Here is a 23368-nt window from a genome sequence, read left to right on the forward strand (position 1 = left end):
GTCCACACGATGATCGGTCGTCTCTCCGGTATTTTGCTTGAAAAAAATCCGCCGCAATTGCTGGTCGATTGCGGCGGCGTCGGCTACGAAGTCGATGTTTCGATGAGCACGTTCTACAACCTGCCCAACGTGGGCGAGAAGGTGGTGCTGTTTACCCACCAGGCCATCCGCGAGGACGCCCATTTGCTGTTCGGCTTTGGCCATGCCGACGAGCGCGCCGTGTTCCGTTTGCTGATCAAGATCAGCGGCGTCGGCGCGCGCACCGCGTTGTCGATCTTGTCCGGCATGTCGATCGCCGACCTGGCGCAGGCGGTGACGCTGCAGGAATCGGGCCGCCTGATCAAGGTACCCGGCATCGGCAAGAAAACCGCCGAGCGCCTGCTGCTCGAATTGAAAGGCAAGCTGGGCGCGGACCTCGGCGCCGGCGGCGCGCCATCGGTCCCCGACTCGCAATCGGACATCCTCAACGCGCTGCTGGCGCTGGGCTACTCCGACAAGGAAGCGCTGCTGGCGCTCAAAACCGTCCCGGCGGGCGCCGGCGTGTCGGACGGTATCAAGCAGGCGTTGAAGGCGTTATCCAAGGGGTGATGTACTGGCTGGGCGGTTTGCGCAAACTAGCCTACACTGTGCATTGGCAAGCCGGGATCCGCCTGTTTTGCATGCATTTCGCACCAATTCACCACGACCAAGTAACGCATGAGCATCCAGACCGACAGCTTCACCGAACAGCGCATTATCGACGCAGCGCCCACGTCGCCCAACGAAGAGGCCATCGAACGGGCCCTGCGTCCCAAGCTTCTCGATGAATATGTCGGGCAGTCCAAGATCCGCGACCAGCTCGAGATTTTTATTGCCGCCGCGCGCAACCGCAGCGAGGCGCTTGACCACACTTTGCTGTTCGGTCCGCCTGGCCTCGGCAAGACCACGCTGGCCAACATCATTGCCCGCGAAATGGGCGTCAACCTGCGCCAGACGTCGGGCCCGGTGCTCGAGCGTCCGGGCGACCTGGCCGCGATTCTGACCAACCTCGAAGCGAACGACGTGTTGTTCATCGACGAGATCCACCGCCTGTCGCCGGTGGTCGAGGAAATCCTGTACCCGGCGCTCGAAGACTACCAGATCGATATCATGATCGGCGAAGGCCCGGCTGCGCGCTCCGTCAAGCTCGACCTGCAACCGTTTACGCTGGTCGGCGCCACCACGCGCGCCGGCATGTTGACCAATCCGCTGCGCGACCGTTTCGGCATCGTCGCCCGCCTCGAGTTTTATAACACCGAGGAACTGACCAAGATCGTCACCCGCAGCGCCGCGCTGCTCAAGGCCAATATCCACCCCGACGGCGCCGTGGAAATCGCCCGCCGCGCGCGCGGCACGCCGCGTATCGCCAACCGCCTGCTGCGCCGCGTGCGCGACTACGCGGAAGTGAAAAGCAATGGCGACATCACCAAGGCCACGGCCGATGCCGCGCTGGTCATGCTCGATGTCGATACCGTCGGCTTCGACGTGATGGACCGCAAGCTGCTCGAAGCGGTGCTGTTCAAGTTCGGCGGCGGCCCGGTGGGTATCGGCAACCTGGCGGCAGCCATCGGCGAAGCGGCCGACACCATCGAAGACGTGCTCGAACCCTATCTGATCCAGCAAGGCTTTTTGCAGCGCACGCCGCGCGGCCGGGTAGCCACGCCGGCCGCCTACCGCCACTTCGGCGTGACGCCCCCGCGCACCAGCCCCAACGGCGAACTGTGGGCGGACCTGTGATGCAGATTTGGGTCGATGCCGATGCCTGTCCGGCTGTCGTAAAAGATATCCTGTACCGCGTGGCCGACCGCATGCAGTTGCAGGTCACGCTGGTAGCCAACCAGTTACTCAGAGTGCCGCCGTCGCGCTTTATCCGTTCGGTGCAAGTGCCGTCCGGCGCCGACGTGGCCGACCAGGAAATCGTGCGCCTGCTGGCACCGGGCGACCTGGTGGTAACGGGCGACATTCCGCTGGCGTCCGATGTATTGAAGAAGGGCGGCTTTGCGCTCAACCCGCGCGGCGAGTTCTACACCAACGATAACATCGCCCAGATGCTGACCATGCGCGCCTTCATGGATGAGCTGCGCGGCAGTGGGGTCGATACCGGCGGCCCGGCCGCCTTCAGCCAGAGCGACCGCCAGAGCTTTGCCAACAGCCTGGACCGGCACTTGCGCAAGCATGCGACGCCGCCGGTTTAGTCTGGCTTACTCCGGCTTTTTCGCCATCACCATGGTCGGCACGAAGCGCGTCAGATAGATCGTCACGCCAGCGCCGATCACCACCAGCAGCACTTGCAACGCCGGCAAATGCTGCAGGCGCCACATCGAATACCCCATCGAGCACCACATGAAGATCAGCACCCAGACCTTGGCGCGCAGCGGCATGCCGTGGCCGTTTTCATAGTCGCGCAGGTATTTGCCGAACACGCGGTTGGTTTGCAGCCAGTTGTGCATGCGCGAGGAGCCGCGCGCGAAGCAGGCGGAGGCGAGCAGCAGGAACGGCGTGGTCGGCAGCAGCGGCAGGAAGATGCCCAGCACACCGAGCGCCACGGCGATCCAACCCACCAAGATCAGGAATATTTTCATCGTCGAGAATCGTATCACTTGCGTAGTAAAAACGTGTATATTGATCAGTCCGATGTTAGCGCTAACTAGATCAAAATCACGGAGACAACCATGCGAAAAATCCTGCTGGCCGTGCTGGCTATCGCCACCTTGCTGCTGGCCGCGCCCAGCCGCGCCGACGACCAGTACAAGATACTGGTGTTTGCCATGCCCGGCAAATACCACTACGAATACATCCCGATCGCCCGCGACAGTCTGGAAAAGCTGGGCAAGCTGCACGCGTTCGAGGTGGTGTACACGCACCGACCCGAGGCGTTCGATGGCGATCTCAAACAGTACGCCACCATCATGTTCCTCAACACGCCGGGCGAGGAACTGAACGAAGCGCGCCGTAAAAAGTTCGAGGACTATATGCGCGGCGGCGGCAACGCCATGCTGGTGCACCGCTCGCTGATCATTCCGCCCAACACCTGGCCGTGGTTTGAAAAGCTGGTGGGCCGCCGGGTGGGCAACCACCCGATGCTGCAAACCGGCGTGGCGTACGTGGTCGATAAAAAATTCCCGGCAACATTCGGCATTCCCGACCGCTGGATCTGGAGCGACGAATGGTACATCTTCGACAATCCCCACAACATCGCGATCCACCCGGTGCTGAACGTCGATGAAAGCACCTACGACCCGACCAAAATCTGGCCCGGCCAGACCACGCAAGGCATGGGCCGCGACCACCCGGTGGCGTGGTATCACCAGGTTGAAAAGGGGCGGGTATTCGTCACCTCGCTGGGCCACAACGGCGAAATGTACCGCGACCCGCAATACCTGGCGCACCTGATGGGCGGCATTTACTGGACCGCCACCGGCAAGGGCATACAGCAGTAGGCGTGGCGCACGCGCACCGCTATCGTGCGCCCAACGCATCGGTTCCCTGAGCGGCGTAAAAAAGCCGGCATCACGCCGGCTGGTTGTCGTTGCAGGCAGTTGAATCAGTCCTGCCGTACCCAGGTTTGCGTGCGGCCCAGCATCGGCGTGCCGATGTAGCCGCGTACGCTGAGCTTTTTGCCGCCGTCGGTCAGGTGCATCTTGCTCTTGTAGGTTTTGCCCTTGGCCGGGTCGAGGATTTCGCCGCCCGTGTATTCGTCGCCGTCTTTCTTCAGGCCGGTGAGGATGACCATGCCGGTGATCGGCTGGTCCTTCTTGGCGCCTTCGCATTTCACGCACAGCGGATTCTGGTCTTCGCCGGCATCGCGGTACAGTTTTTCGATCTGGCCTTGCAGAGTGCCGTTGGTGTCGGTGATGCGGATCAGCGCCTTGGGCTTGTTGGTCTCGTCGTCGATGTTTTGCCACAGTCCCACCGGCGACGCCAGGTCGGCGGCGTGCGCAAGCGGGGCGGCAAAAGCGAGCAGGGCGGTGGCGGCGGCAGCCGTGGCGGCAAGCAGTTTCATGATCGGTCTCCAATGGTTGTTGTTGGACCATTATACGAACTGTCCCGCACTGCGGCGCACCGATACGCCTGGATTAGAGGACGGTGTCGAAAACCGCACACCGGTCCGCCACCCGGTTAGCGCTTGACGTGACGACCGAGAAAATCGCGCATCAGGGCGCCAATGGCAGCGCTGTCTTCTTCCAGTGCGAAGTGACCGGTGTCGAGCAGGTGCAGCTCGGCCTTCGGCAGGTCGCGCAGGTACGGATGCGCGCGCAGGTGGGCCACCAGCAGGTCGATGAAGTACCGCACCTTCGATGAGCCGAACTTGCCCTCGCGGTGCACCACGTGCACCGGCCACGGGGTTTCCTCGTGCTCGGCCAGGAGGATGCGCAGGCGGCCGGCAGCGACGTCGTCGGCCACCTGGTAGGACAGCAGGCGGCAGATGCCGAGCCCGGCGACGGCTGCGGTGATGGCCGCATCATTGCTGGTGACCGTCAGGCGCGCGTGCAGGCGTACCGTAGTCGGGTCGTCCTGCGCGCCGAACTTCCATTCCACGCGCGGCGACATGTGATTGGCGGAGATGATGGTGTGCCGTGACAGGTCGGCCGGGTCGGCGGGCACGCCGTGGCGGTCGAGATAGGCGGGCGCCGCGCACAGCACGCGCCGCACCTGGCCCACGCGCGCCGCCTTCAGGCCGGAGTCGGGCAGGTGACCGATGCGCACGGCCACGTCCATGCCTTCATCGACCAGGTTGACCACGCGGTCGAGGAACCAGGCGGACACGTCCACCTCGGGATACCTGTCCAGGAATTGCACGATGCCCGGCATCACGAATAATTTGCCGAACAATACCGGCGCCGTCACCGACAGGTTGCCACGGGGCGCTGCGTTGATGCCGGCGGCAGCCTGGTTGGCTTCCTCGAGGCTGGCCAGGATGGTGCGGCTGTCGTCGAGGTAGCGCTGGCCCGCCTCGGTCAGGCGCACGTGGCGCGTGGTGCGCTGCAGGAGCTTGACGCCCAACTGTTCCTCGAGCGCGCCAATGGCGCGGGTGACGGCTGCCGGCGACAGGTCCAGGCGCCGCGCCGCCCTGGCAAAGCTGGCTTCCTCGCCCGTGGCAACAAAAACATTCATCAGGTGAAACTGGTCCATTCTTTCTCCAGGCGAAACGGTGATTGTCGCAGCGCGGCTATTCTCGCGTGGCCCATTATTTCGCACAATGACAACATCAGCAATCGATCGGGAGACAGACCATGGACGACCATACTTTTCATGCCGGCGAGCTGGCCGTGCAGCAACGCGCCGGGCAGCGCCATATCGCCGAGCAGCGCACCGGGATGATCTCTGCCACCGTGATGGCGGGCGCGCGGCCGTTCATTGCCGGCCATTTCATGGTGGTGTTGGCCAGTGCGGACAGCGCCGGACGGATGTGGTCGTCGATGCTGTTCGGCCAACCGGGCTTTGTCCACGCGGACGGCGACGCGGTGCTGATCGAGGCGCCGGCTGCCGCGCGTGATGCCGCCGATCCGCTGTGGGCCAACCTGGCCGTGGGCGGGCAACTGGGCATGCTGTTCATCGACCTCGGCAAGCGCCGCCGCTACCGCGTCAATGGCGTGGTCCGCCATCTCAACGGGCGCCATGTCGAGGTTGAAGTGCGGGAAGCGTATCCGAACTGCCCGCAGTACATCCAGCGCCGCCAGTTGCGCCAGCGCAGTCAGCCAGGTCCGCGCGTGTTGCCGCAGCAGGCCGCCGGCGGCACCGTACTGCGCGGCGCCGTGGCAGAGATCGTGCGCCAGGCCGATACCGTGTTCATCGCCAGCCATCACGCCGACAGCGGCGCCGATGCCTCGCACCGGGGCGGCAACCGCGGTTTCGTGCAACTGCTGGACGAGCACACCTTGCGCATCCCCGATTATCACGGCAACAGCATGTTCAACACGCTGGGCAACTTCGCGGTCGATCCCCATGCGGGGCTGATCATTCCCGACTTCGACAAGGGCCGCCTGCTGCAACTGACGGGCACCGTCACGCTGCAATGGCACGAGCTTGCCCCCGGCCATCTCGACGGCGACACCGGGCGCTCGCTCGATTTCAAGGTGGAACAATGGCTGCTGCGCGACATGCCGCTGGCGCTGGAATGGGAATACCTCGACGCATCGCCATTCAATCCAGGTATTGTACAAAAAGTCTAAAACAAGATAATATGTTTGGATGAAAAAAACTTCCGAACACCAGAACCTGCTGGCCCAGCTCCAGCAGGTGGCCGATGGCCTGGGCAAGACGCTGGCGCCTTTTTGCGAAGTGGTGCTGCATGACCTGACCGAGCCCGAGCACGCCATTCTGGCGATTCATAACAACCTGTCCGGGCGCAGCGTGGGCGAGCCGGCTACCGAGCTGGGGCTGGCGCGCGCGGCCGATCCCGACTTCGACCAGGTGATCGCCAACTACCCGAATACCTTCCCGGACGGCCGCCTGGCCAAGAGCACGTCGGTCGGCATCAAGGACAGCGACGGCCGCTACGTGGCGGCGCTGTGCCTGAATGTCGATCTCACCGTGTTCCGCAGCCTCAACACCATGCTGACCCAGTTCGGCAGCGTGGACACGGTCGCCGCCGTCAACGATACCCTGCAGCCCACCGGCGCCGACGCCATCCGCCTGCGCATCGACGACTTTGCCGCCCGCCACGGCACCACGCCGCGCGCGCTCAAGGCCGACGAGCGCCGCGCGCTGATGCGCGAACTGAAGGACAGCGGCCTGTCCGACGTGCGGCGCGCGATGGACATCGTTGCCGCCTACCTCAACGTCTCCCGTGCCACCGTCTACAACGACGCCCGTTAATCAAGGAAACCATCATGACCGATCAAACTCTGCCCACCTATGCCGATGTGGTTGCTGCATCGGAACGCATTGCCGGCGTTGCCCACCGCACGCCGGTAATGACTTCGCGCACCGCCAACAGCGAGCTGGGCGCCGAAGTGTTTTTCAAGTGTGAAAACTTGCAGCGCATGGGCGCGTTCAAGTTCCGCGGCGCGTATAACGCGCTGGCCAAGTTCGATGCCGGGCAGCGCCGTGCCGGTGTCGTGGCTTTCTCGTCCGGCAACCATGCGCAGGGCATTGCCTTGTCGGCGCAGCTGACCGGCATCCCGGCCACCATCGTCATGCCGCACGATGCGCCGCCATCGAAAATCGCCGCCACCCGTGGCTATGGCGCGGAAGTGGTGCTGTACGACCGCTACACGCAAGACCGCGAACAGATCGGCCGCGACCTGGCGCAGCAGCGTGGCCTCACGCTCATTCCGCCGTACGACCACGCCGACGTGATCGCCGGCCAGGGCACGGCCGCCAAGGAGCTGTTCGAGGAAGTGGGCTCGCTCGACACGCTGTTCGTGTGCCTCGGTGGCGGCGGGTTGCTGAGCGGTTCGGCGCTGTCCACGCGTGCCTTGTCGCCGGCCACCAAACTGTACGGTGTGGAGCCGGAAGCGGGCAATGACGGCCAGCAATCGTTCCGCAGCGGCAGCATCGTCCACATCGACACCCCGAAGACGATCGCCGACGGCGCCCAGACCCAGCACCTGGGCAACCTGACGTTCCCCATCATCCGCCGCGATGTTGACGATATTGTGACCGTGAGCGATGCGCAGTTGCGCGCGGAAATGCGTTTCTTTGCCGCGCGCATGAAGCTCGTGGTGGAACCGACCGGCTGCCTGGGCCTGGCTGCCGCGCGCGCCATGAAAGAGCAGCTGCAAGGCCAGCGCGTGGGCATCATCATCAGCGGCGGCAACGTCGACGTGGCGCGTTACGCCGAGTTGCTGGCGCAATAACCAGGCGATCAGGCGATCAGGCGATGACGCGCAGCGCCAGGTACATCGCCAGGAAGTCTTTCTCGAAGCGTTCGGCCTGCAGCGTGATTTCGGCAATGCTGTCGGCCGGGTCATCGAGCCGCACGCCGTCCCTGACTATGCGGTGATCCTGCGACGACAGCGTGTTCCACACGAAGTCGGTGAGGGCGGCCACGCCGCGCAAGCCTTGCACATGCGCCAGCAGGAACAGCTGCACGATGCGCGGCGCCGACACGCCTGCGCCCAGCACCGGCGACGCGATAAAGGCGATTTCCTCGCTGCTGCGCGCATGCTCGAACAGGGCCAGGTTCAGGCGCTGGGCGGTGGCAGTGGCGGCCTCGATGGCATCCGCTTCCTGCGCCAGCATCACATTGCCTTTGCCGATCATCATCAGCATTGCCTCGAACACCTGCGTCAGCGTCAGGCCCTGGTCCGCCAACGCCGCTTCCAGTTCGCCCACCGTGTGCGGCTGGTAGTCCGCCAGCAGTTGCAGCAGCGGCAGGTAGATCGCTTCGCTCAACTGGCCTTCAATGGCGCGGCCCGTGATTTTCAGCTCGAACAAATGCGGTGGCGCCACCAGCACCACGCGCTGGCGGCGCATGGCTTCGGCCTTTTCCAGCAGCGACAGCGGGCGCGCGCCCTTGACCCAGTAATCGCAGCGGAAATTCTGGTTGACCATGAAGTCGCGCACGCTCTGGAAGAAGACCGGGTCGGTCAGCTCGGCCAGCAGCGCATGCTGGGGCCGGCTCAAGTTCAGTTCGACGATGTGGTCGAGATACTGGGCCGAGCAGGCATAGGTGAGCTTGGCTTCCCCGAGGATGTCCGCCATCTCGGCAAAGCTCGTCGGCTGCCAGTCGCGGCTGAAGTATTCGTGCACCAGGTATTGACGGTTTTGCGCGCGCAGCGACTTCAATCGTTCCGCCACGCGCGGATAAGCGGCGAAATAGGCGGGTGTGGTTTCCAGCAGGCGGTCGGTGAAATCGAGCGCGCTGTCGATGCGCTGGGTGCGGCCGGCGCCGGGGGCGGTCATGATATTAGTATAACTGGTGAGCAAGCCGCGCACCGGCGCCATCGGCGCCCAGCCGGGCTGGCAGTTGTAGCTGATGAAGAGCACGCCGCCCACCTTGAGCTTGCGGCGCACGAAGTCGACGATCAGCGCCTGGTTCGCGGGCGACACCCAGCACCAGATGCCGTGCACGCAGATGTAGTCGAAGTCGGGCAGGTCGTCGCGGACGACGAATTCGGCAAACGACTGGTCCACCAGTTGCGCGCCATTGCCCGAGGCTGCGGCCAGATCGCGCGCGAACGCCGCCTGGGCCGGATTGAAGTCGGTGCCGTGCCAGCGGGTGATGCCGGCGGCCGCGTGGATATTGGCGGAGACACCCTGGCCGAAGCCGAGTTCGCAGGCTATCCCGCTCGCCGGCGTTTGCAGACCGGCGCTGGCGAAGGCCATGGCAATCCGCAAGGGGCTGAGTTCCTGGTAGTAGACGTGGGTGTAGTTGAGATCTGCGACATCGCCGCCGATCCAGTCGTTCATGGTGCGATTCCTTGGTTTGACTTGATAATATTTAAATGCATCACGCAGTATCGGCGATGCCCAGCAGCTGGTACATGGCCAGGTACGCGCTTTCGAAAATTTCCGCCTTGCGCCGCAGTTCGGCCAGCTGGTCGGCGGCGGTGGTCAGCGGCTGGCCGTCGCGCTGTAGCGGCATCTCCTGGCCGGCCACGATGGCCCACGCAAACTCGCTCCAGGCCGCCGCACCGCGCACGCCTTGCGACTGTGCGAGCAGAAACAGTTGCAGAATGCGGGGCATGGCCAGGCCGCCGCCGATGACCGGCGACGCCAGGTAGCTGATGTCGTCGCTGTCGCGCGCGCGCGCCCACAGTGCCAGGTTCAGCCGGCGGCTGCCCGCCCGCGCGGCGGCCACCGTGACAGGGGCCTGCGCGGGCGCCAGCACGCCGGTGCCGCACAGGATGAAGATCGCCTCGTACAGCAGGCGCAAGCCACCGCGCATCGGTACCGCGCGCTCGATTTCGGCCACGGTGCGCGGCTGGTGGTCTTGCAGCAGGTCGAGCAGCGGCGTGTAGGCGGCCTGGTTCAGCGCGATATCGAAGGTGCTGGTCCGCACCCGGAGTTCGACATCGGCGCGCGGCATCACCATCACCACGCGCTGGCCGCGCAGCGCGGCGTCGTGCTCGGCAGGAGCCAGGCGCTGCCGGTCGGCGCTCTTGACCCAGTAGTCGCGGCGGAAGTTCTGGTTCATCATCAAGTCGCGCACGCCCTGACACAGCACCGGGTCGGGCAATTGCGCCAGCAATGCACGTTGCGCTGCGCTCAGGTTGAGCAAGCCGATCTGGTCGAGGTGGTGGGCGTCACACGCGAATTCGAGGCCTGCCGCGCCCAGCGTGGCCGCCTGCTCGGCAAAACTGACCGGTTGCCAGTCCTGGTTGAAATATTCATGGGCCAGGTAGCGGCGGTCCTGCTGTTGCAGAGCTGCCACGCGTTCGGCCAGTTGCGGATGCGCTTCCAGGTAGGCGGGGCGGGTGGCCAGCAACTTGCCGGCGAACGCCAGTGCAGCGTCAATGCGGCGATCGATGCCGGCGCCCGGCGCCGTCATGCGCGCGGCATAGCCGCTCAGCAGTTCGCGCACCGGCACCATCGGTGCACCGCCGGGATGGCAGTTGTAACTCAGGTAGAGCACGCCGCCGGGTTTGAGCTTGCGTTGCACGAAGTCGAGCAGCAGCGCCCGGTTGTCTGGCGACACCCAGCTCCAGATGCCGTGCAGCGCGATGAAGTCGAAATCGGGCAGATCAGGGCGTGCGCAATAGTCGGCAAACGACTGGTCCACCAGTTGCGCGCCGCTGTCGGCCGCCTGCGCCAGGTGGGCGGCAAATCGGGCCTGCGACGGATTGAAATCGGTGCCGTACCAGGCGACGTTGCTGGCGGCCGCGTGGATGTTGGTGGACAGGCCCTGGCCGAAACCGAGTTCGCACGCGTGGCCGACCGTGGGCATGCGCACGCCGGCATGGGCCAGCGCCATGGCCGCGTGCAACGGACCGAGTTCGCGATAGTAGCCGTGGGTGTAGTCGATCCCGTCCACATAGCCACCGGTCCACTGCGTCATCGCTAGCCTTGTTAAAGGAATATCATATTATTCTAGCAGTGAAGGCTGGGCGCGTGGGCGAAAAAAAAGCCGCCCGCAGGCGGCTTTCGTGCCAGGATCAGGAATCAGGCCGCCGGCAGCTTGGCCAGTTGCTCGCGCATCTTGTCCAGCGTGGCCGAGAAGTTGGCAACGCGTTCCTTCTCCTGCGCCACCACTTCCACCGGCGCGCGGGCGACGAAACTCTCGTTCGACAGCTTGCCGTTGGCCTTGGCGATTTCGCCTTCCACGCGCGTGATTTCCTTGGCCAGGCGCTCGCGTTCCGCTTTCACATCGATCTCGACCTTGAGCATCAGCTTGGTCGTGCCGACAATTGCCACTGCTGCCGGCGAATCGGGCAGGGCATCGACGATCTGCACTTCGGCCAGCTTGCCCAGCGCCTGGATGTACGGCGCGCACAGTGCCAGCGCCTCTTTGTCGGCAGCGTTGGCCGGCTCGACGATCAGCGGCACGCGCAGCGACGGCGCCAGCTGCATTTCGCCGCGCAGGTTGCGGGTGGCGTCGATCAGCGATTTCAGTTGCAGCATCCACGCTTCAGCCGACTCATCGATATTGGCGGTGTTGGCGATCGGGTACGGCTGCATCATGATGGACGCACCGGTTTTGCCGGCCAGCGGCGCTACCGCCTGCCACAGCGCTTCGGTGACGAACGGGATGACCGGATGCGCCAGGCGCAGCACCACTTCCAGCACGCGCAGCAGCGTGTGGCGGGTGGCGCGTTGCTGCCCTTCGGTGCCGTGTTGTACCTGCACCTTGGCTACTTCCAGGTACCAGTCGCAGTACTCGTCCCACACGAACTTGTAGATGGTGGAAGCGATGTTGTCGAAGCGGTAGTCTTCGAAACCCTTGGCCACATCCAGCTCGGCCTTTTGCAGCAGCGAGATGATCCACTTGTCGGCGTTCGACAGGTCGGCGTCGCTGGCGCTGCAATCCTTCTCTTCCGTGTTCATCAGCACGAAGCGGGTGGCGTTCCACAGCTTGTTGCAGAAGTTGCGGTAGCCTTCGGCGCGGCCGAGGTCGAAGTTGATGTTGCGGCCCAGCGAAGCGTACGACGCCATGGTAAAGCGCACGGCGTCGGTGCCGTAGGCGGCGATGCCTTCCGGGAATTCCTTGCGCGTGGCCTTTTCGATCTTGACCGCGTCTTTCGGGTTCATCAGGCCGGTGGTGCGTTTGGCCACCAGCGCATCGATGCCGATGCCGTCGATCAGGTCGATCGGGTCGAGCGTATTGCCTTTCGACTTGGACATTTTCTGGCCGGTCGAGTCGCGCACCAGGCCGTGCACGTACACGGTCTCGAACGGTACCTTGCCGGTGAAGTGCAGGGTGAACATCACCATGCGCGCCACCCAGAAGAAGATGATGTCGAAGCCGGTGACCAGCACCGACGACGGCAAGAAAGCCTTCAAGTCAGGTGTTTCTTCAGGCCAGCCCAGGGTGGAGAACGGCACCAGCGCCGACGAGAACCAGGTGTCGAGCACGTCGGCATCGCGGCGCAGCGGACCGGTGCTGCCGGCCGCCTGCTGCTTGACCAGCGCTTCGGCTTCGGTCTTGGCGACAAAAATATTGCCGGCTTCGTCGTACCACGCCGGGATTTGATGGCCCCACCACAGCTGGCGCGAGATGCACCAGTCCTGGATGTTGTTGAGCCACTGGTTGTACGTGTTGCTCCAGTTTTCAGGGACGAACTTGATGTCGCCGCTGGCCACTTTTTCCAGCGCGGTTTCGGCAATCGATTTGCCGGGGAAGAACGTGCCTTCGGGCGCCGGTTTGCTCATGGCGACGAACCACTGGTCGGTGAGCATCGGTTCGATGACCACGCCGGTACGGTCGCCGCGCGGCACCATCAGCTTGTGCTTTTTGACTTCTTCGAGCAGGCCGGCCGCTTCGAGGTCGGCAACGATCTGCTTGCGCGCGACAAAACGGTCCATGCCGCGATATTGCTCGGGCGCTTCGTCGTTGATCTTCGCTTCGAGCGTGAAGATCGACAGCATCGGCAACTGGTGGCGCTGGCCGACCGCGTAGTCGTTCTGGTCGTGCGCCGGGGTGATTTTCACGCAGCCGGTACCGAACGCCTTGTCGACATATTCGTCGGCGATGATCGGGATTTCGCGACCGACCAGCGGCAGGGTCAGCATCTTGCCGACCAGCGCAGCATAGCGCTCGTCGGTCGGATCGACCGCCACGGCGACGTCGCCCAGCATGGTTTCCGGACGGGTGGTCGCCACGGTAATGGTGCCCGAGCCGTCGGCCAGCGGGTACTTGATGTACCACATCGAGCCGTCTTCTTCTTCCGACACCACTTCGAGGTCGGAGACGGCGGTGCCCAGCACCGGGTCCCAGTTGACCAGGCGCTTGCCACGGTAGATCAGGCCCTGCTCGTGCAGGCGCACGAAGACGTCGGTAACGACCTTCGAGCGGGTGTCGTCCATGGTGAAGTATTCGCGCTGCCAGTCGGGCGAGGCGCCCAGGCGGCGCATCTGGCCGGTGATGGTGGAACCCGATTTTTCCTTCCACTCCCACACGCGCTTGATGAATTCGTCGCGGCCGAGGTCGTGGCGCGAAATCTTTTGCGCGTCGAGCTGGCGCTCGACGACGATCTGGGTGGCGATGCCGGCGTGGTCGGTGCCGGGGATCCAGGCCGTGTTATGGCCCAGCATGCGGTGGTAGCGCGTCAGGCCATCCATGATGGTCTGGTTGAACGCGTGGCCCATGTGCAGGGTGCCGGTGACGTTCGGCGGCGGCAGCTGGATGCTGAAAGAAGGTTTGCCGGCGTCGAGGGTGGCGGTGTAGTAACCGCGCGATTCCCACTCCGTACGCCAGAATTGTTCAATGTCGGCAGGCTCGAAAGACTTGGCTAATTCCATGATTGGGCAGAGTAATGTGCGAAAACAGCCATTATAGATGACGCAGCCGCCGCTGCGCGCAGCGGCCTAACCCGGGTCTTCGGCCAGCCACCAGGCATTGCGCCCCGCCGCCTTGGCGCGGTACAGCGCCACGTCGGCCTGCTTGTAGAGCTGTTCGTGGCTGTGGCCGCGCTGGTGCACCGCCGCGCCCACGCTGGCGCTGATCTCGATCGTCGCCCCGGCGGGCAGCAGCAGCGGTTGGGCCAGGTCGTGCAGCATGCGCGCGCACATGGGCTCCAGGGTGGCGCGGTCGGTGGCCTGGCCCAGCAAGACGGCGAACTCGTCGCCGCCCAGGCGGAACACCCGGTCCGACTCGCGCACCGCCGCCAGCAGGCGTCCGGCGGCCGCCACCAGCAGGGCGTCGCCGGCGTCGTGGCCGTAGGTGTCGTTGACCGGCTTGAAGTGGTCGAGATCGATCAGCAGCAGGGTGAATGCCGGGCCGCCGCGCTCGGTCTGCGCCACCAGCAGGCGCAGCTCGTCGCTGAACAGGCGCCGGTTGGCCAGGCCGGTGAGGGCATCGCTGTAGGCCAGGGTTTCCAGCTGCGCCTGGGTGGCGCGTAGTTCGGCGGTGCGCGCTTGCACCATCGCCTCCAGTTCGCGCTGGCGCCGGCGCAGGTACCTGGTGCGTAGCTGCATCAGGCCGGCCAGCAGCGCCGCTGCCAGCAGCACCGCGCCCAGGCGCGCCCACGGTTGCTGGTGCCACGCGGTGAGCACCCGCACCGGCACCTCCAGCGGCGCCGACCATTCACCGCTGCGGTTCGAGCCGCGCAGCAGCAGCATGTAGTCGCCCGGCGGCAGGTTGGTATAACTGGCGCGGCGGGTGGCGGCGTCGGTGGCGATCCAGTCGCGATCGAAGCCCTTGAGCTGGTAGGCATAGCGGTTGCGTTCGGGCGCAGAATAGTCGAGCGCGGCGAATTCAAGCGAGAAGCCGCGCTCGCGTCCTTCCGGCGTGACCGTGATCGGCGCAGCCTTGCGGCCGGCGAGGTTGTAGATGCTGCCCGGGATTTCGCGGTCGCCCAGCAGGATGCGGGTGACCGCGACCGGCGGCGCGTAGCGCCATGGCGCCAGCGCGCGTGGACGCAACACGGTCAGGCCTGTCAAACCTCCGAACACCAGTTCGCCCGCAGCAGTCCGGGTGCCGGAATTGGTCCAGTACACGGGCACCTGCACGCCGTCGCCAGCACCGAGCGGCATGACCGCCAGGGTGCGCGGATCGATGCGCGCCAGGCCGGTCTCGGTGCTGGCCCAGATGGCGCCGTCGCCGTCCTCCAGCAGCTTGTTGACGCCATTGTCGGGCATGCCCTGCTGCCGGCCAAACCGGCGCATGCGCCGCCTTCCATCGGCATCGGTGCGTTCAAGCAGGATCACGCCGGTGCCGAAGTTCGACAGCCACAGCCGCCCCTGGCGGTCCACCAGCAACGACGACACGTAGCCGGGCGCCAGGCGGTCGGGCGTGGCCAGCTCGGTAGGAAGCACCTCGACGCCGATGGCGGCATGGTCGTAGCGGTCGAGCCGCGCTACCCCGGTGCGGGTGCCTACCCAGAGATCGTTACCGGCTGCCAGCAGGGCAGTGACGCGGTGGTCGCCCAGGCGCAGCATTTCGTGGCGCAGCAGGCGCAGCATGTCGCGTCCGCCAGGGGCCTGCAGCTGCAGCGCCCAGACGCCATCGAGACCGCCGAGCCACAGCACCCGGTCGCTCCAGGCCAGCGCCCACACTTCCACGTCCGGCCCGCGCCCTGGTACTGGCACCAGGCGTGCGCGGCGGCCGTCGGCGTCGGCGCGGTACAGGCCTTGCTGGGTGCCGAGGTAGATGTCGCCATCGGGGCCGGGCGCAATCGCCAGCACCCGGCCCTTGGCCAGGTCGGGCACGGTGGTCACGCGGCCACTGACCGGGTCGACGATCGCCACGCCACCGCCGGCAATCGACAGCCACATGCGTCCGTCCGGCGCCTGCATCATGGCCGGCACGCTCAGGATGCCGCTGCCTGCCTGGCCTAGGTGGCGCACCGTGGTGATTGCCCCGGTCACCGGTCCGTGCTGACTGACGCAGCCCATGGTGGCGACCAGCACGATGCCGCCGCGCTCGCGGAACATGGTCATGATGTTGTTGTCGGGCAGGCTGTCCGCCGCATCGGCGCTGTGGCGAATACGGCGCGAGGCGCCGCTGCGGGCATCGAATACCAGGATGCCGCCCGCACCGCCGTCGGTGCCGAACCACAGTTCGTCGGGCGCCACTTCGATGATCGCCGTCACGCGGTCGGTGGGCAGCGACGCCGCCGGCCCGTGCTCTTGCACGGGCGCAGCTTGCAGCGTTGCCGGGTCGAGCAGGAACGCGCCGTTGGCGCGGGTGCCGATCCAGATGCGGCCGGCGCTGTCCTGGAACAGCACAATGACCGCCAGCGCCGGCAACCCCGCGTCACCGAGGGCCACCGGCCGCAGGCGCCGCTGGGCGTCCAGCAGGAACAGGCCGCGCTCGGTGCCTATCCAGAGCCGGCCATCGGCGGCGCGCAGCAGCCGGTTGATACCGCCTGCCGGGATGGTACCCTCGGCATAGGTCAGGTGGCTGACCGCGCCGGAAGCGTCGATGCGGTCGATGCCGGTGCCATGGCCGACCAGCACCCCGCCGGTGCCGTCGTCGGCGATGGCGCTGCCATCGCCATTGGCCTGGCCGTCCATGCCGGTGCCGGTGCGATAGCGGACAAAGGTATCGCGCTCGGCATCGTAGCGCGCCACGCCGCCCGAATTCATGCCGACCCACAGCCGTTCGCGGCTGTCGATGTGCAGGCTCAGGATATAGCTGTCGGGCAGGGTGTCGCTCCGGTCGGGGTCGGCCAGGTACCGGATGTGCCGGGTGCCGTCCCAGCGCAGTAGCCCGGCCTGGGTACCGATCCACACAAATCCCTGGCGGTCCTGAACGATTGCTTCGGCGCCGGACATGTCGGCATGCTGGTGGTGCTTGAAAGCGGTATGCGCCAGGGGCGCCCAGCGCTCGGCACCTTGGGCTTGGGCCTCGGTGGCGCTGGCAAGGAGCAGCACGATGGCCGTGATCGCCAGCAGCAGCGCCCATGCAGCGTCCGCACTGCCGCGGGCGGCGCGCACCGGCAGGACGGAACAGCGGTAAGTATTGCTTCTTGGCATGAGGTCACTATACCCCAGCGTGGCGTGCTGGTTGTGGCGTTTTTGCTACGAGCACGCTGCTGTCAATACGGGGTCGCACAATCGGCATGGCGCGGTTATAATCGTCGCGCTGCCCGGTGACCTATGCCGGGCGGCACACGCTAGGGGTCCTGCGCACGGCATACAGCTGTGGCGCGGGTGAGAAATACCCTCCGAACCTGATCTGGATAATGCCAGCGAAGGGAAGCTCAGGACAACGCCGCCACGGTTTTTGTGGGTACTGGTGTCGTCCTACCTCCTTTGCTGGCTCCTGTAGCCAACCAAGGAGCCACATGAACGCCCACCAGAAATTCCTGTCCGCCACCGCCACGGTGGACCAGGCAGCAATCCACCCGCTGCCCAATTCCAGCAAAGTCTACATACAAGGCAGCCGTCCCGACCTGCGCGTGCCGATGCGCCGCATCACCCAGGCCGACACGCCCGCGTCGTTCGGCTTCGAGACCAACCCACCGGTGTACGTGTACGACACCTCGGGCCCATATACCGACCCCGAGGCCGTGATCGACATCCGCTCGGGCCTGGCCGCCACGCCGCGCCTGCCGTGGATACTCGAGCGCGACGATACCGAGGAACTGAGCGGTCCCACGTCCGAGTACGGTCAGGCGCGCCTGGCCGATCCGGCGCTGGCCGAGCTGCGTTTCAATTTGCACCGGCTGCCGCGCCGCGCACGGGAAGGGCGCAACGTCACCCAGATGCACTATGCCCGCCAGGGCATCGTCACGCCCGAAATGGAATACGTGGCGATCCGCGAAAACCTGCGCCGCCGCGAGTACCTGACCGAGTTGAAAGACTCCGGCCCGATGGGGCAGCGCCTGGCCGATTTGATGGGCCGCCAGCACCCGGGCCAGTCGTTCGGCGCCAGCATTCCGCTGGAAATCACGCCCGAATTCGTGCGCGACGAAATCGCCCGCGGCCGCGCCATCATCCCCGCCAACATCAACCACCCGGAAGTGGAGCCGATGATTATCGGTCGCAATTTCCTGGTCAAGATCAACGCCAATATCGGCAATTCGGCGGTCACGTCCTCGATCGGCGAGGAAGTGGAAAAGATGACCTGGGCCATCCGCTGGGGCGGCGACAACGTGATGGACCTGTCCACCGGCAAGCATATCCACGAAACGCGCGAATGGATCATCCGTAACAGCCCGGTGCCGATCGGTACGGTGCCGATTTACCAGGCGCTGGAAAAGGTCAACGGCAAGGCCGAAGACCTGACCTGGGAAATCTTCCGCGACACCCTGATCGAGCAGGCGGAGCAGGGCGTCGATTACTTCACCATCCACGCCGGCGTGCTGCTGCGCTACGTGCCGCTGACTGCCAAGCGCCTGACCGGCATCGTCTCGCGTGGCGGTTCGATCATGGCCAAGTGGTGCCTGGCGCACCACCAGGAATCGTTCCTGTACACGCACTTCGAAGAGATCTGCCAGATCATGAAGGCGTATGACGTGTCGTTCTCGCTTGGCGACGGCCTGCGTCCCGGCTCGATCTACGACGCCAACGACGAAGCGCAGCTGGGCGAACTGAAAACCCTCGGCGAACTCACGCAAATCGCCTGGAAGCACGACGTGCAGGTAATGATCGAAGGCCCCGGCCACGTGCCGATGCAGCTGATCAAGGAAAACATGGACCTGCAACTGGAACAGTGCCACGAAGCGCCGTTCTACACGCTGGGGCCCCTGACCACCGACATCGCGCCCGGCTACGATCACATCACGTCCGGTATCGGCGCCGCACAAATCGGCTGGTATGGTACGGCCATGCTGTGCTACGTGACGCCGAAGGAGCACCTGGGGCTGCCCGACAAGAACGACGTCAAGGACGGCATCATCACGTACAAGATCGCCGCGCACGCGGCCGACCTGGCCAAGGGCCACCCGGGCGCCCAGATCCGCGACAACGCCTTGTCGAAAGCGCGCTTCGAATTCCGCTGGGACGACCAGTTCAACCTGGGACTCGATCCCGACAAGGCGCGCGAATTCCACGACGAGACGCTGCCGAAAGACTCGGCCAAGGTCGCGCATTTCTGCTCGATGTGCGGCCCGCATTTCTGCTCGATGAAGATCACCCAGGAAGTGCGCGAGTACGCGGCGGCCAACGGCATGACCGACGGCGCTGCGCTGGCGCAGGGCATGCAGGTGAAGGCGGTGGAATTCATCAAGAACGGCGCCGAGCTGTATCGCAAGTTGTGAAGGGACGCTATCGATGATCGAAATCGAATTGAATGGCGCGCCGCACGCGGTGCCGGCGCGCCAGACGCTGGATCAGCTGGTCGATGGCTTGTCGTTGACGGGCCAGGCGCTGGCGCTGGCCGTCAACCGCGCGGTGGTGCCGCGCCAGCAGTGGCCGCAGCGCGAGCTGCAGCCGCAGGACAAAGTGGACATCGTGCGCGCCATCGGCGGCGGCTGAACATCAAGGAAGCTATATGAACCAAGACTTATTGACCATCGCAGGAAAAACCTATCAATCGCGGCTGCTGGTCGGCAGCGGCAAGTACCGGGACTTGCAGCAAACGCGCGAGGCCACCGATGCGGCCGGCGCGGAAATCATTACCGTGGCGATTCGCCGCGTCAACATCGGCCAGGACCCGAAAGCGCCGAGCCTGCTCGACGTGCTGCCGCCGTCGCAGTACACGATACTGCCCAACACGGCCGGCTGCTACACGGCCAGGGACGCGATCTACACGCTGCAAATGGCGCGCGAGCTTTTGAATGGCCACAAGCTGGTCAAGCTCGAAGTGCTCGGCGACGAAAAAACGCTGTTCCCGCACATGCCCGAAACCCTGGTCGCGGCCGAGGCACTCGTCAAGGACGGCTTCGACGTGATGGTGTATTGCAGCGATGATCCGATCCAGGCCAAAATTTTGGAGGACATCGGTTGCGTGGCGGTGATGCCGCTGGCGTCCCTGATCGGCTCCGGCATGGGTATTCTCAACCCGTGGAATCTGTCGCTGATCATCGAGCAGGCCAAGGTGCCGGTGCTGGTCGATGCCGGCGTGGGCACGGCGTCGGACGCGGCGATCGCCATGGAACTGGGCTGCGACGGCGTGCTGATGAACACGGCCATTGCCGGCGCCCGCGACCCGGTGCGCATGGCGCGCGCCATGAAGCTCGGCGTGCAGGCCGGGCGCGAAGCATTCCTGGCCGGCCGCATCGCCCGCAAGTTCGCCGCATCGCCGTCGTCGCCGATGGCGGGCCGGCTGGCATGACCGCCCGCGTGATGGCGCCCGCAAAGCCTGCGAAACATTACGGCATAGCGATGGCAGACGCGCGTGCGGGCATGGCTGGCGGCGTGCCGGCGACGTCGATGATCGGAACCGTTGGCGGCGCACTGGCGACGGCGCGCGCCGTGCCCGTTGCCGGGTCGACGACGTCGGCGACGCCGGCAACCGTGCGGCGCGCGCGCCAATGAGTGCGGTCACTGCGCCGGTCCGGCGTCCGTGCGTGCTGGTATTTGCCGGCCTCGATCCGTCCGGCGGCGCCGGCCTGGTGGCCGATGCGCAGGCGGTAGTGGCGCAGGGCGCGCATGCGCTTACCGTGTGCACCGCGCTCACGGTGCAGGATAACGACCGCGTGTACGCGGTCGAACCGGTGGCCGCCGACCTGGTGCTGGCCCAGGCGCGCGCGCTCACCGCCAGGATGGCAATCAGCGCGGTCAAGATCGGTATCCCCGGCAGCGCCGCCAACGCGCTGGCGATTGCCGACGTGATCCGCGCACTGCGGCGCACGCAGCCGCAACTGCCGGTGGTGCTGGACCCGGTGCTGGCCAGCGGCCACGGTGACGTGCTCACGCCCGGCGACGCGGTGGCCGCGCTGGCGCCGTTGCTGGCGCTGGTGACATTGCTCACGCCCAATGGACCGGAGGCTTATCGCCTCACCGGTATGGAAGAAGGTGTGGCGCAAGCGGCCATGCTGCGCGGCCAGGGCTGCCGCAACGTGCTGATCACGGGCGGCCACGACGATGGCCCGTACCTGCTCAACCGCAGTTACGGCGAAGTGGATCACCAATGGCAGTGGCAGCGCCTGCCGGGCCAGTTCCACGGCAGCGGCTGCACGCTGGCTGCCGCCATTGCCGGCCTGCTGGCGCAGGGGCTGCCCGTGATCGCCGCGCTGGAACAGGCCCAGTATTACTGTTTTACCGCGCTGCGCGACGCTTACGCGGTGGCCCCCGGCCAGCGCATGCCGCTGCGCTAATTTGAGAGGACTATCATGCAAGGACTTTACCTGGTCACCCCCAACTGGGACGACACCGACCAACTGCTGGCCGTGACCGAGCAGGCGCTGCAAGCTGGCAGTGACAACATCGCACTGGTGCAATACCGCCACAAGGACGCCGGCCCGGCCCGGCGCCGCGCGCAGGCCACGGCGCTGCTGGCGCTGTGCCGGCGCTATGGCGTGCCGTTCATCGTCAACGACTTTGTCGAACTGTGCCAGGAAATCGGTGCGGACGGCGTGCACCTGGGCGGCACCGACGCCGGCGTGGCTGCCGTGCGCGCGCAACTGGGCGCCGACAAGATCATCGGCGCTTCGTGCTACGGCGACCTGGCGCTGGCCGTGGCCGCGCAGAACGACGGCGCCAGCTACGTGGCGTTCGGCGGCTTTTATCCGTCGCTGGTCAAGAAATATGACTTCGTCACACAGCCCGAATTGCTCGACCAGGCGCGCGCCGTGATCCGCGTGCCGACCGTGGTGATCGGCGGCATGACCCCGCAAAACGCCGCGCCGCTGGTCGCGCGCGGGGCCGACATGGTGGCGGCAATCACCAGCGTTTATCAGGCCGACAGCGTGGCGCGGGCGGTGCACGCTTTTGCGGCGTTGTTTTCCAGGCCTGTAGTGGGGTAATGCTCCGTAGGAAAACCTTGAATGATGGAAGCTTTTCGGCTTTATAATGGGGTCGTTAGCAATAGCCCAAGGTTGCCGCCACATGCCCAATTCCCTGCCCCAGAAGCGTCCCATCCTGATTGTCGATGACGACCCGTTATTGCTCGATTTCCTGGGCGAAGTGCTCGGCCATGCCGGTTACGACATCCTCAAGGCCTCGTCGGCAGAGCAAGCGCTGCAACTGATCGCCCAGCGCGAGCCCGATATGGCGCTGCTGGATATCCACATGCCCGGCATGACCGGCCTGGAACTGGCCAAGCAGTTGCACGCCACCAGTTCGGTGCCGTTCATGTTCCTGTCCGGCCGTGGCGATGCCGATGCCGGCAAGCAGGCCGCCTCGTATGGCGCGGTCGGTTTCCTGGTCAAGCCGGTGGACGAGAAGCAGCTGATGCCGGCGTTTGCCGCCGGCCTGGCGCGCGCCGACGAAATCCGCCAGCTGCGCCGCACCGAGTTGAACCTGAACGCGGCGCTGGCCGCCGGCCGCGAAACCAGCCTGGCCGTGGGCCTGTTGATGTGCAAATTCCAGACCGACCGCAACACCGCGTTCGAAGTGTTGCGCGACCATGCGCGCTCGAACCGGCGCAAGGTCAACGAGGTGGCCGACCAGTTGCTGGCGGCCGAAGAAACCCTCAATGGCTTGCATGCTGCATTCAGCCAGCGTCTGAAAAAATAGACAGCAATGCCGTCGAGCTGCTTGCTCTACGGCATTTTTGTTGTACACTGTGAACTGTCTGCGGTATATCCATGCTGCAGCACGATGCAGCAGGCCGCGTGATCGCGCTCCGCCTGCCACCGTCCGGGCCGCCTTTTCCCTGCGCCCGTCCCCCAGTTCTCGGCCCAACTCCGCCGATCGTTTCCGTCAGTCTTGCTGACGGCTGTGATTTTTTGCGGAGACCGCCATGCCTTTCGATACTTCCAGCAACACCCAACGTTCCGACCAGGACCAGAGTGCCGCCATCGGCTTTTCCATCTACGTCACCGCCCCGCGCGTATTACACATCGACAGCGATGCCGACACCGCGCTGGTGCTGACCGCGCTGCTGGTGCCGGAAACCCGCGTCACCCACGTCACGACCATTGCTGCTGCCCAGGACTTGCTGCTGAGCGAGCAGTTCGCGCTGGTGGTGATCGATCCGGAGCTGCGCGATGGCGACGCGGGCCTGCTGCTCGACAACCTGCACCATTTGCAGCCGGGCGCCCGCGTGTTGGTGTATTCGGCGCGCCATCCCGAAGCCAACATCCCAGGCGGCGCCTTCCTGCCCAAGCCGTGGACGTCGCCGCGCCAGCTGTGGCGTACGGTTTCCGATTTGCTGGATCTGGGCAGCACCATGCCCGTGGAACCGCAATAAGGTAGCAAGCCCACAGATCGTCCCTGGCTTGTTATCATGGAGCATTCCAGATAACAGCCAGAG

22 protein-coding genes and 1 riboswitch are annotated in these 23368 nt (G+C 65.3%); of the genes, 15 read left to right on the forward strand and 7 right to left on the reverse strand.

All coding sequences use genetic code 11. From position 1 onward, the window contains the following. Nucleotides 1-9 precede the first annotated feature (9 nt). From ruvA to F8197_RS27765, 3 genes are all read left to right on the forward strand, one after another. A complete protein-coding gene (ruvA, locus tag F8197_RS27755) occupies nucleotides 10-588 on the forward strand; it encodes a Holliday junction branch migration protein RuvA (RefSeq protein ID WP_152885256.1) in 579 nt (192 codons plus the stop codon). 108 nt (nucleotides 589-696) lie between these two features. Next, a complete protein-coding gene (gene ruvB / locus F8197_RS27760) occupies nucleotides 697-1755 on the forward strand; it encodes a Holliday junction branch migration DNA helicase RuvB (RefSeq protein ID WP_152885257.1) in 1059 nt (352 codons plus the stop codon). Then, nucleotides 1755-2213, forward strand: coding sequence for a YaiI/YqxD family protein (locus F8197_RS27765; protein WP_152885310.1), 459 nt, complete (start codon nucleotides 1755-1757; stop codon nucleotides 2211-2213). The genes ruvB and F8197_RS27765 overlap by 1 nt, the downstream gene beginning before the upstream one ends. Nucleotides 2214-2219: 6 nt before the next feature. On the opposite strand, the gene F8197_RS27770 is transcribed toward F8197_RS27765, so the two are convergent. Beyond that, a complete protein-coding gene (locus F8197_RS27770) occupies nucleotides 2220-2600 on the reverse strand; it encodes a YbaN family protein (protein ID WP_152885259.1) in 381 nt (126 codons plus the stop codon). A 90-nt stretch (nucleotides 2601-2690) separates the two neighbouring features. Here F8197_RS27770 and F8197_RS27775 point away from each other — a divergent pair, with 90 nt between their 5' ends. Next, the gene (locus tag F8197_RS27775) at nucleotides 2691-3458 is read left to right on the forward strand and encodes a ThuA domain-containing protein (protein ID WP_152885261.1); all 768 of its coding nucleotides are present in this window, start codon (nucleotides 2691-2693) and stop codon (nucleotides 3456-3458) included. Nucleotides 3459-3562: 104 nt separating this feature from the next. Here the strand turns inward: F8197_RS27775 and F8197_RS27780 are convergent, their stop codons facing one another. Both F8197_RS27780 and F8197_RS27785 read right to left on the reverse strand, forming a co-directional pair. After that, nucleotides 3563-4021, reverse strand: coding sequence for a DUF2147 domain-containing protein (locus F8197_RS27780; RefSeq protein WP_152885263.1), 459 nt, complete (start codon nucleotides 4019-4021; stop codon nucleotides 3563-3565). Nucleotides 4022-4137: 116 nt separating this feature from the next. Then, entirely contained in the window at nucleotides 4138-5151 is a 1014-nt protein-coding gene (locus F8197_RS27785) for a LysR family transcriptional regulator (protein WP_227012450.1), read from the reverse strand. Between the two features lie 101 nt (nucleotides 5152-5252). Here F8197_RS27785 and F8197_RS27790 point away from each other — a divergent pair, with 101 nt between their 5' ends. From F8197_RS27790 to F8197_RS27800, 3 genes are read left to right on the forward strand one after another with little or no spacing between them, the layout of a single operon-like run. Then, nucleotides 5253-6191, forward strand: a complete 939-nt coding sequence (locus F8197_RS27790) for a pyridoxamine 5'-phosphate oxidase family protein (RefSeq protein WP_152885265.1) — start codon at nucleotides 5253-5255, stop codon at nucleotides 6189-6191. 19 nt (nucleotides 6192-6210) lie between these two features. Continuing rightward, nucleotides 6211-6837 (forward strand): transcriptional regulator, encoded by a 627-nt coding sequence (locus tag F8197_RS27795; RefSeq protein ID WP_152885268.1) that lies wholly within the window; start codon nucleotides 6211-6213, stop codon nucleotides 6835-6837. A gap of 14 nt (nucleotides 6838-6851) precedes the next feature. Further along, the gene (locus F8197_RS27800) at nucleotides 6852-7820 is read left to right on the forward strand and encodes a threo-3-hydroxy-L-aspartate ammonia-lyase (protein WP_152885270.1); all 969 of its coding nucleotides are present in this window, start codon (nucleotides 6852-6854) and stop codon (nucleotides 7818-7820) included. 16 nt (nucleotides 7821-7836) lie between these two features. Here F8197_RS27800 and F8197_RS27805 read toward each other — a convergent pair whose 3' ends face one another. The 4 genes from F8197_RS27805 to F8197_RS27820 all read right to left on the reverse strand — a co-directional run bounded on the left by F8197_RS27805 (nucleotide 7837) and on the right by F8197_RS27820 (nucleotide 16521). Beyond that, nucleotides 7837-9375 (reverse strand): class I SAM-dependent methyltransferase, encoded by a 1539-nt coding sequence (locus tag F8197_RS27805; protein ID WP_152885272.1) that lies wholly within the window; start codon nucleotides 9373-9375, stop codon nucleotides 7837-7839. Nucleotides 9376-9415: 40 nt separating this feature from the next. Next, complete coding sequence (locus F8197_RS27810; protein ID WP_152885273.1) at nucleotides 9416-10963, reverse strand: class I SAM-dependent methyltransferase; 1548 nt, start codon at nucleotides 10961-10963, stop codon at nucleotides 9416-9418. A 104-nt stretch (nucleotides 10964-11067) separates the two neighbouring features. Then, nucleotides 11068-13863 carry a valine--tRNA ligase gene (locus tag F8197_RS27815; protein WP_152885275.1) on the reverse strand — a complete coding sequence of 932 codons (2796 nt, stop codon included), beginning with the start codon at nucleotides 13861-13863 and terminating at the stop codon, nucleotides 11068-11070. 66 nt (nucleotides 13864-13929) lie between these two features. Beyond that, the gene (locus F8197_RS27820; protein ID WP_373997005.1) at nucleotides 13930-16521 is read right to left on the reverse strand and encodes a diguanylate cyclase domain-containing protein; all 2592 of its coding nucleotides are present in this window, start codon (nucleotides 16519-16521) and stop codon (nucleotides 13930-13932) included. A gap of 651 nt (nucleotides 16522-17172) precedes the next feature. Beyond that, nucleotides 17173-17281, forward strand: a riboswitch (TPP riboswitch). 70 nt (nucleotides 17282-17351) lie between these two features. On the opposite strand from F8197_RS27820, the gene thiC reads away from it, so the two are divergent. From thiC to F8197_RS27860, 8 genes are all read left to right on the forward strand, one after another. Next, nucleotides 17352-19268: a phosphomethylpyrimidine synthase ThiC gene (gene thiC / locus F8197_RS27825; RefSeq protein WP_152885279.1), complete on the forward strand. Its 1917-nt coding sequence runs from the start codon at nucleotides 17352-17354 to the stop codon at nucleotides 19266-19268. A 13-nt stretch (nucleotides 19269-19281) separates the two neighbouring features. Next, a complete protein-coding gene (gene thiS / locus F8197_RS27830) occupies nucleotides 19282-19485 on the forward strand; it encodes a sulfur carrier protein ThiS (RefSeq protein ID WP_056141646.1) in 204 nt (67 codons plus the stop codon). A gap of 16 nt (nucleotides 19486-19501) precedes the next feature. After that, nucleotides 19502-20284, forward strand: coding sequence for a thiazole synthase (locus tag F8197_RS27835; RefSeq protein ID WP_152885281.1), 783 nt, complete (start codon nucleotides 19502-19504; stop codon nucleotides 20282-20284). Beyond that, entirely contained in the window at nucleotides 20281-20487 is a 207-nt protein-coding gene (locus tag F8197_RS27840) for a hypothetical protein (RefSeq protein ID WP_152885282.1), read from the forward strand. Before F8197_RS27835 ends, F8197_RS27840 begins: the two co-directional genes overlap by 4 nt. Then, nucleotides 20484-21269, forward strand: a complete 786-nt coding sequence (locus tag F8197_RS27845) for a hydroxymethylpyrimidine/phosphomethylpyrimidine kinase (RefSeq protein ID WP_152885284.1) — start codon at nucleotides 20484-20486, stop codon at nucleotides 21267-21269. The genes F8197_RS27840 and F8197_RS27845 overlap by 4 nt, the downstream gene beginning before the upstream one ends. 15 nt (nucleotides 21270-21284) lie before the next feature. Next, nucleotides 21285-21917, forward strand: a complete 633-nt coding sequence (gene thiE, locus F8197_RS27850) for a thiamine phosphate synthase (protein ID WP_152885286.1) — start codon at nucleotides 21285-21287, stop codon at nucleotides 21915-21917. Between the two features lie 82 nt (nucleotides 21918-21999). After that, on the forward strand, nucleotides 22000-22629 hold the full coding sequence (locus F8197_RS27855) for an ANTAR domain-containing response regulator (RefSeq protein ID WP_019924363.1): 630 nt from the start codon (nucleotides 22000-22002) through the stop codon (nucleotides 22627-22629). A 226-nt stretch (nucleotides 22630-22855) separates the two neighbouring features. Beyond that, nucleotides 22856-23305, forward strand: coding sequence for a response regulator (locus F8197_RS27860; protein WP_152885288.1), 450 nt, complete (start codon nucleotides 22856-22858; stop codon nucleotides 23303-23305). Nucleotides 23306-23368: the final 63 nt, after the last annotated feature.

This window comes from Duganella sp. FT27W, assembly GCF_009295655.1.
In the GTDB taxonomy this organism is placed as follows: Bacteria; Pseudomonadota; Gammaproteobacteria; order Burkholderiales; family Burkholderiaceae_D; genus Rugamonas; species Rugamonas zoogloeoides.

Bases quoted from the DNA above. Each gene is read 5' to 3' on its own strand.
- ruvA (WP_152885256.1), top strand. From the start codon at position 10: ATGATCGGTCGTCTCTCCGGTATTTTGCTTGAAAAAAATCCGCCGCAA.
- F8197_RS27795 (WP_152885268.1), top strand. From the start codon at position 6,211: ATGAAAAAAACTTCCGAACACCAGAACCTGCTGGCCCAGCTCCAGCAG.
- F8197_RS27805 (WP_152885272.1), bottom strand. From the start codon at position 9,375: ATGAACGACTGGATCGGCGGCGATGTCGCAGATCTCAACTACACCCAC.
- F8197_RS27835 (WP_152885281.1), top strand. From the start codon at position 19,502: ATGAACCAAGACTTATTGACCATCGCAGGAAAAACCTATCAATCGCGG.
- F8197_RS27855 (WP_019924363.1), top strand. From the start codon at position 22,000: ATGCCCAATTCCCTGCCCCAGAAGCGTCCCATCCTGATTGTCGATGAC.
- F8197_RS27780 (WP_152885263.1), bottom strand. From the start codon at position 4,021: ATGAAACTGCTTGCCGCCACGGCTGCCGCCGCCACCGCCCTGCTCGCT.
- F8197_RS27785 (WP_227012450.1), bottom strand. From the start codon at position 5,151: ATGGACCAGTTTCACCTGATGAATGTTTTTGTTGCCACGGGCGAGGAA.
- F8197_RS27845 (WP_152885284.1), top strand. From the start codon at position 20,484: ATGAGTGCGGTCACTGCGCCGGTCCGGCGTCCGTGCGTGCTGGTATTT.
- F8197_RS27810 (WP_152885273.1), bottom strand. From the start codon at position 10,963: ATGACGCAGTGGACCGGTGGCTATGTGGACGGGATCGACTACACCCAC.
- thiS (WP_056141646.1), top strand. From the start codon at position 19,282: ATGATCGAAATCGAATTGAATGGCGCGCCGCACGCGGTGCCGGCGCGC.
- F8197_RS27790 (WP_152885265.1), top strand. From the start codon at position 5,253: ATGGACGACCATACTTTTCATGCCGGCGAGCTGGCCGTGCAGCAACGC.
- F8197_RS27860 (WP_152885288.1), top strand. From the start codon at position 22,856: ATGCCTTTCGATACTTCCAGCAACACCCAACGTTCCGACCAGGACCAG.
- F8197_RS27815 (WP_152885275.1), bottom strand. From the start codon at position 13,863: ATGGAATTAGCCAAGTCTTTCGAGCCTGCCGACATTGAACAATTCTGG.
- F8197_RS27765 (WP_152885310.1), top strand. From the start codon at position 1,755: ATGCAGATTTGGGTCGATGCCGATGCCTGTCCGGCTGTCGTAAAAGAT.
- F8197_RS27840 (WP_152885282.1), top strand. From the start codon at position 20,281: ATGACCGCCCGCGTGATGGCGCCCGCAAAGCCTGCGAAACATTACGGC.
- F8197_RS27800 (WP_152885270.1), top strand. From the start codon at position 6,852: ATGACCGATCAAACTCTGCCCACCTATGCCGATGTGGTTGCTGCATCG.
- ruvB (WP_152885257.1), top strand. From the start codon at position 697: ATGAGCATCCAGACCGACAGCTTCACCGAACAGCGCATTATCGACGCA.
- thiE (WP_152885286.1), top strand. From the start codon at position 21,285: ATGCAAGGACTTTACCTGGTCACCCCCAACTGGGACGACACCGACCAA.
- F8197_RS27770 (WP_152885259.1), bottom strand. From the start codon at position 2,600: ATGAAAATATTCCTGATCTTGGTGGGTTGGATCGCCGTGGCGCTCGGT.
- F8197_RS27775 (WP_152885261.1), top strand. From the start codon at position 2,691: ATGCGAAAAATCCTGCTGGCCGTGCTGGCTATCGCCACCTTGCTGCTG.
- thiC (WP_152885279.1), top strand. From the start codon at position 17,352: ATGAACGCCCACCAGAAATTCCTGTCCGCCACCGCCACGGTGGACCAG.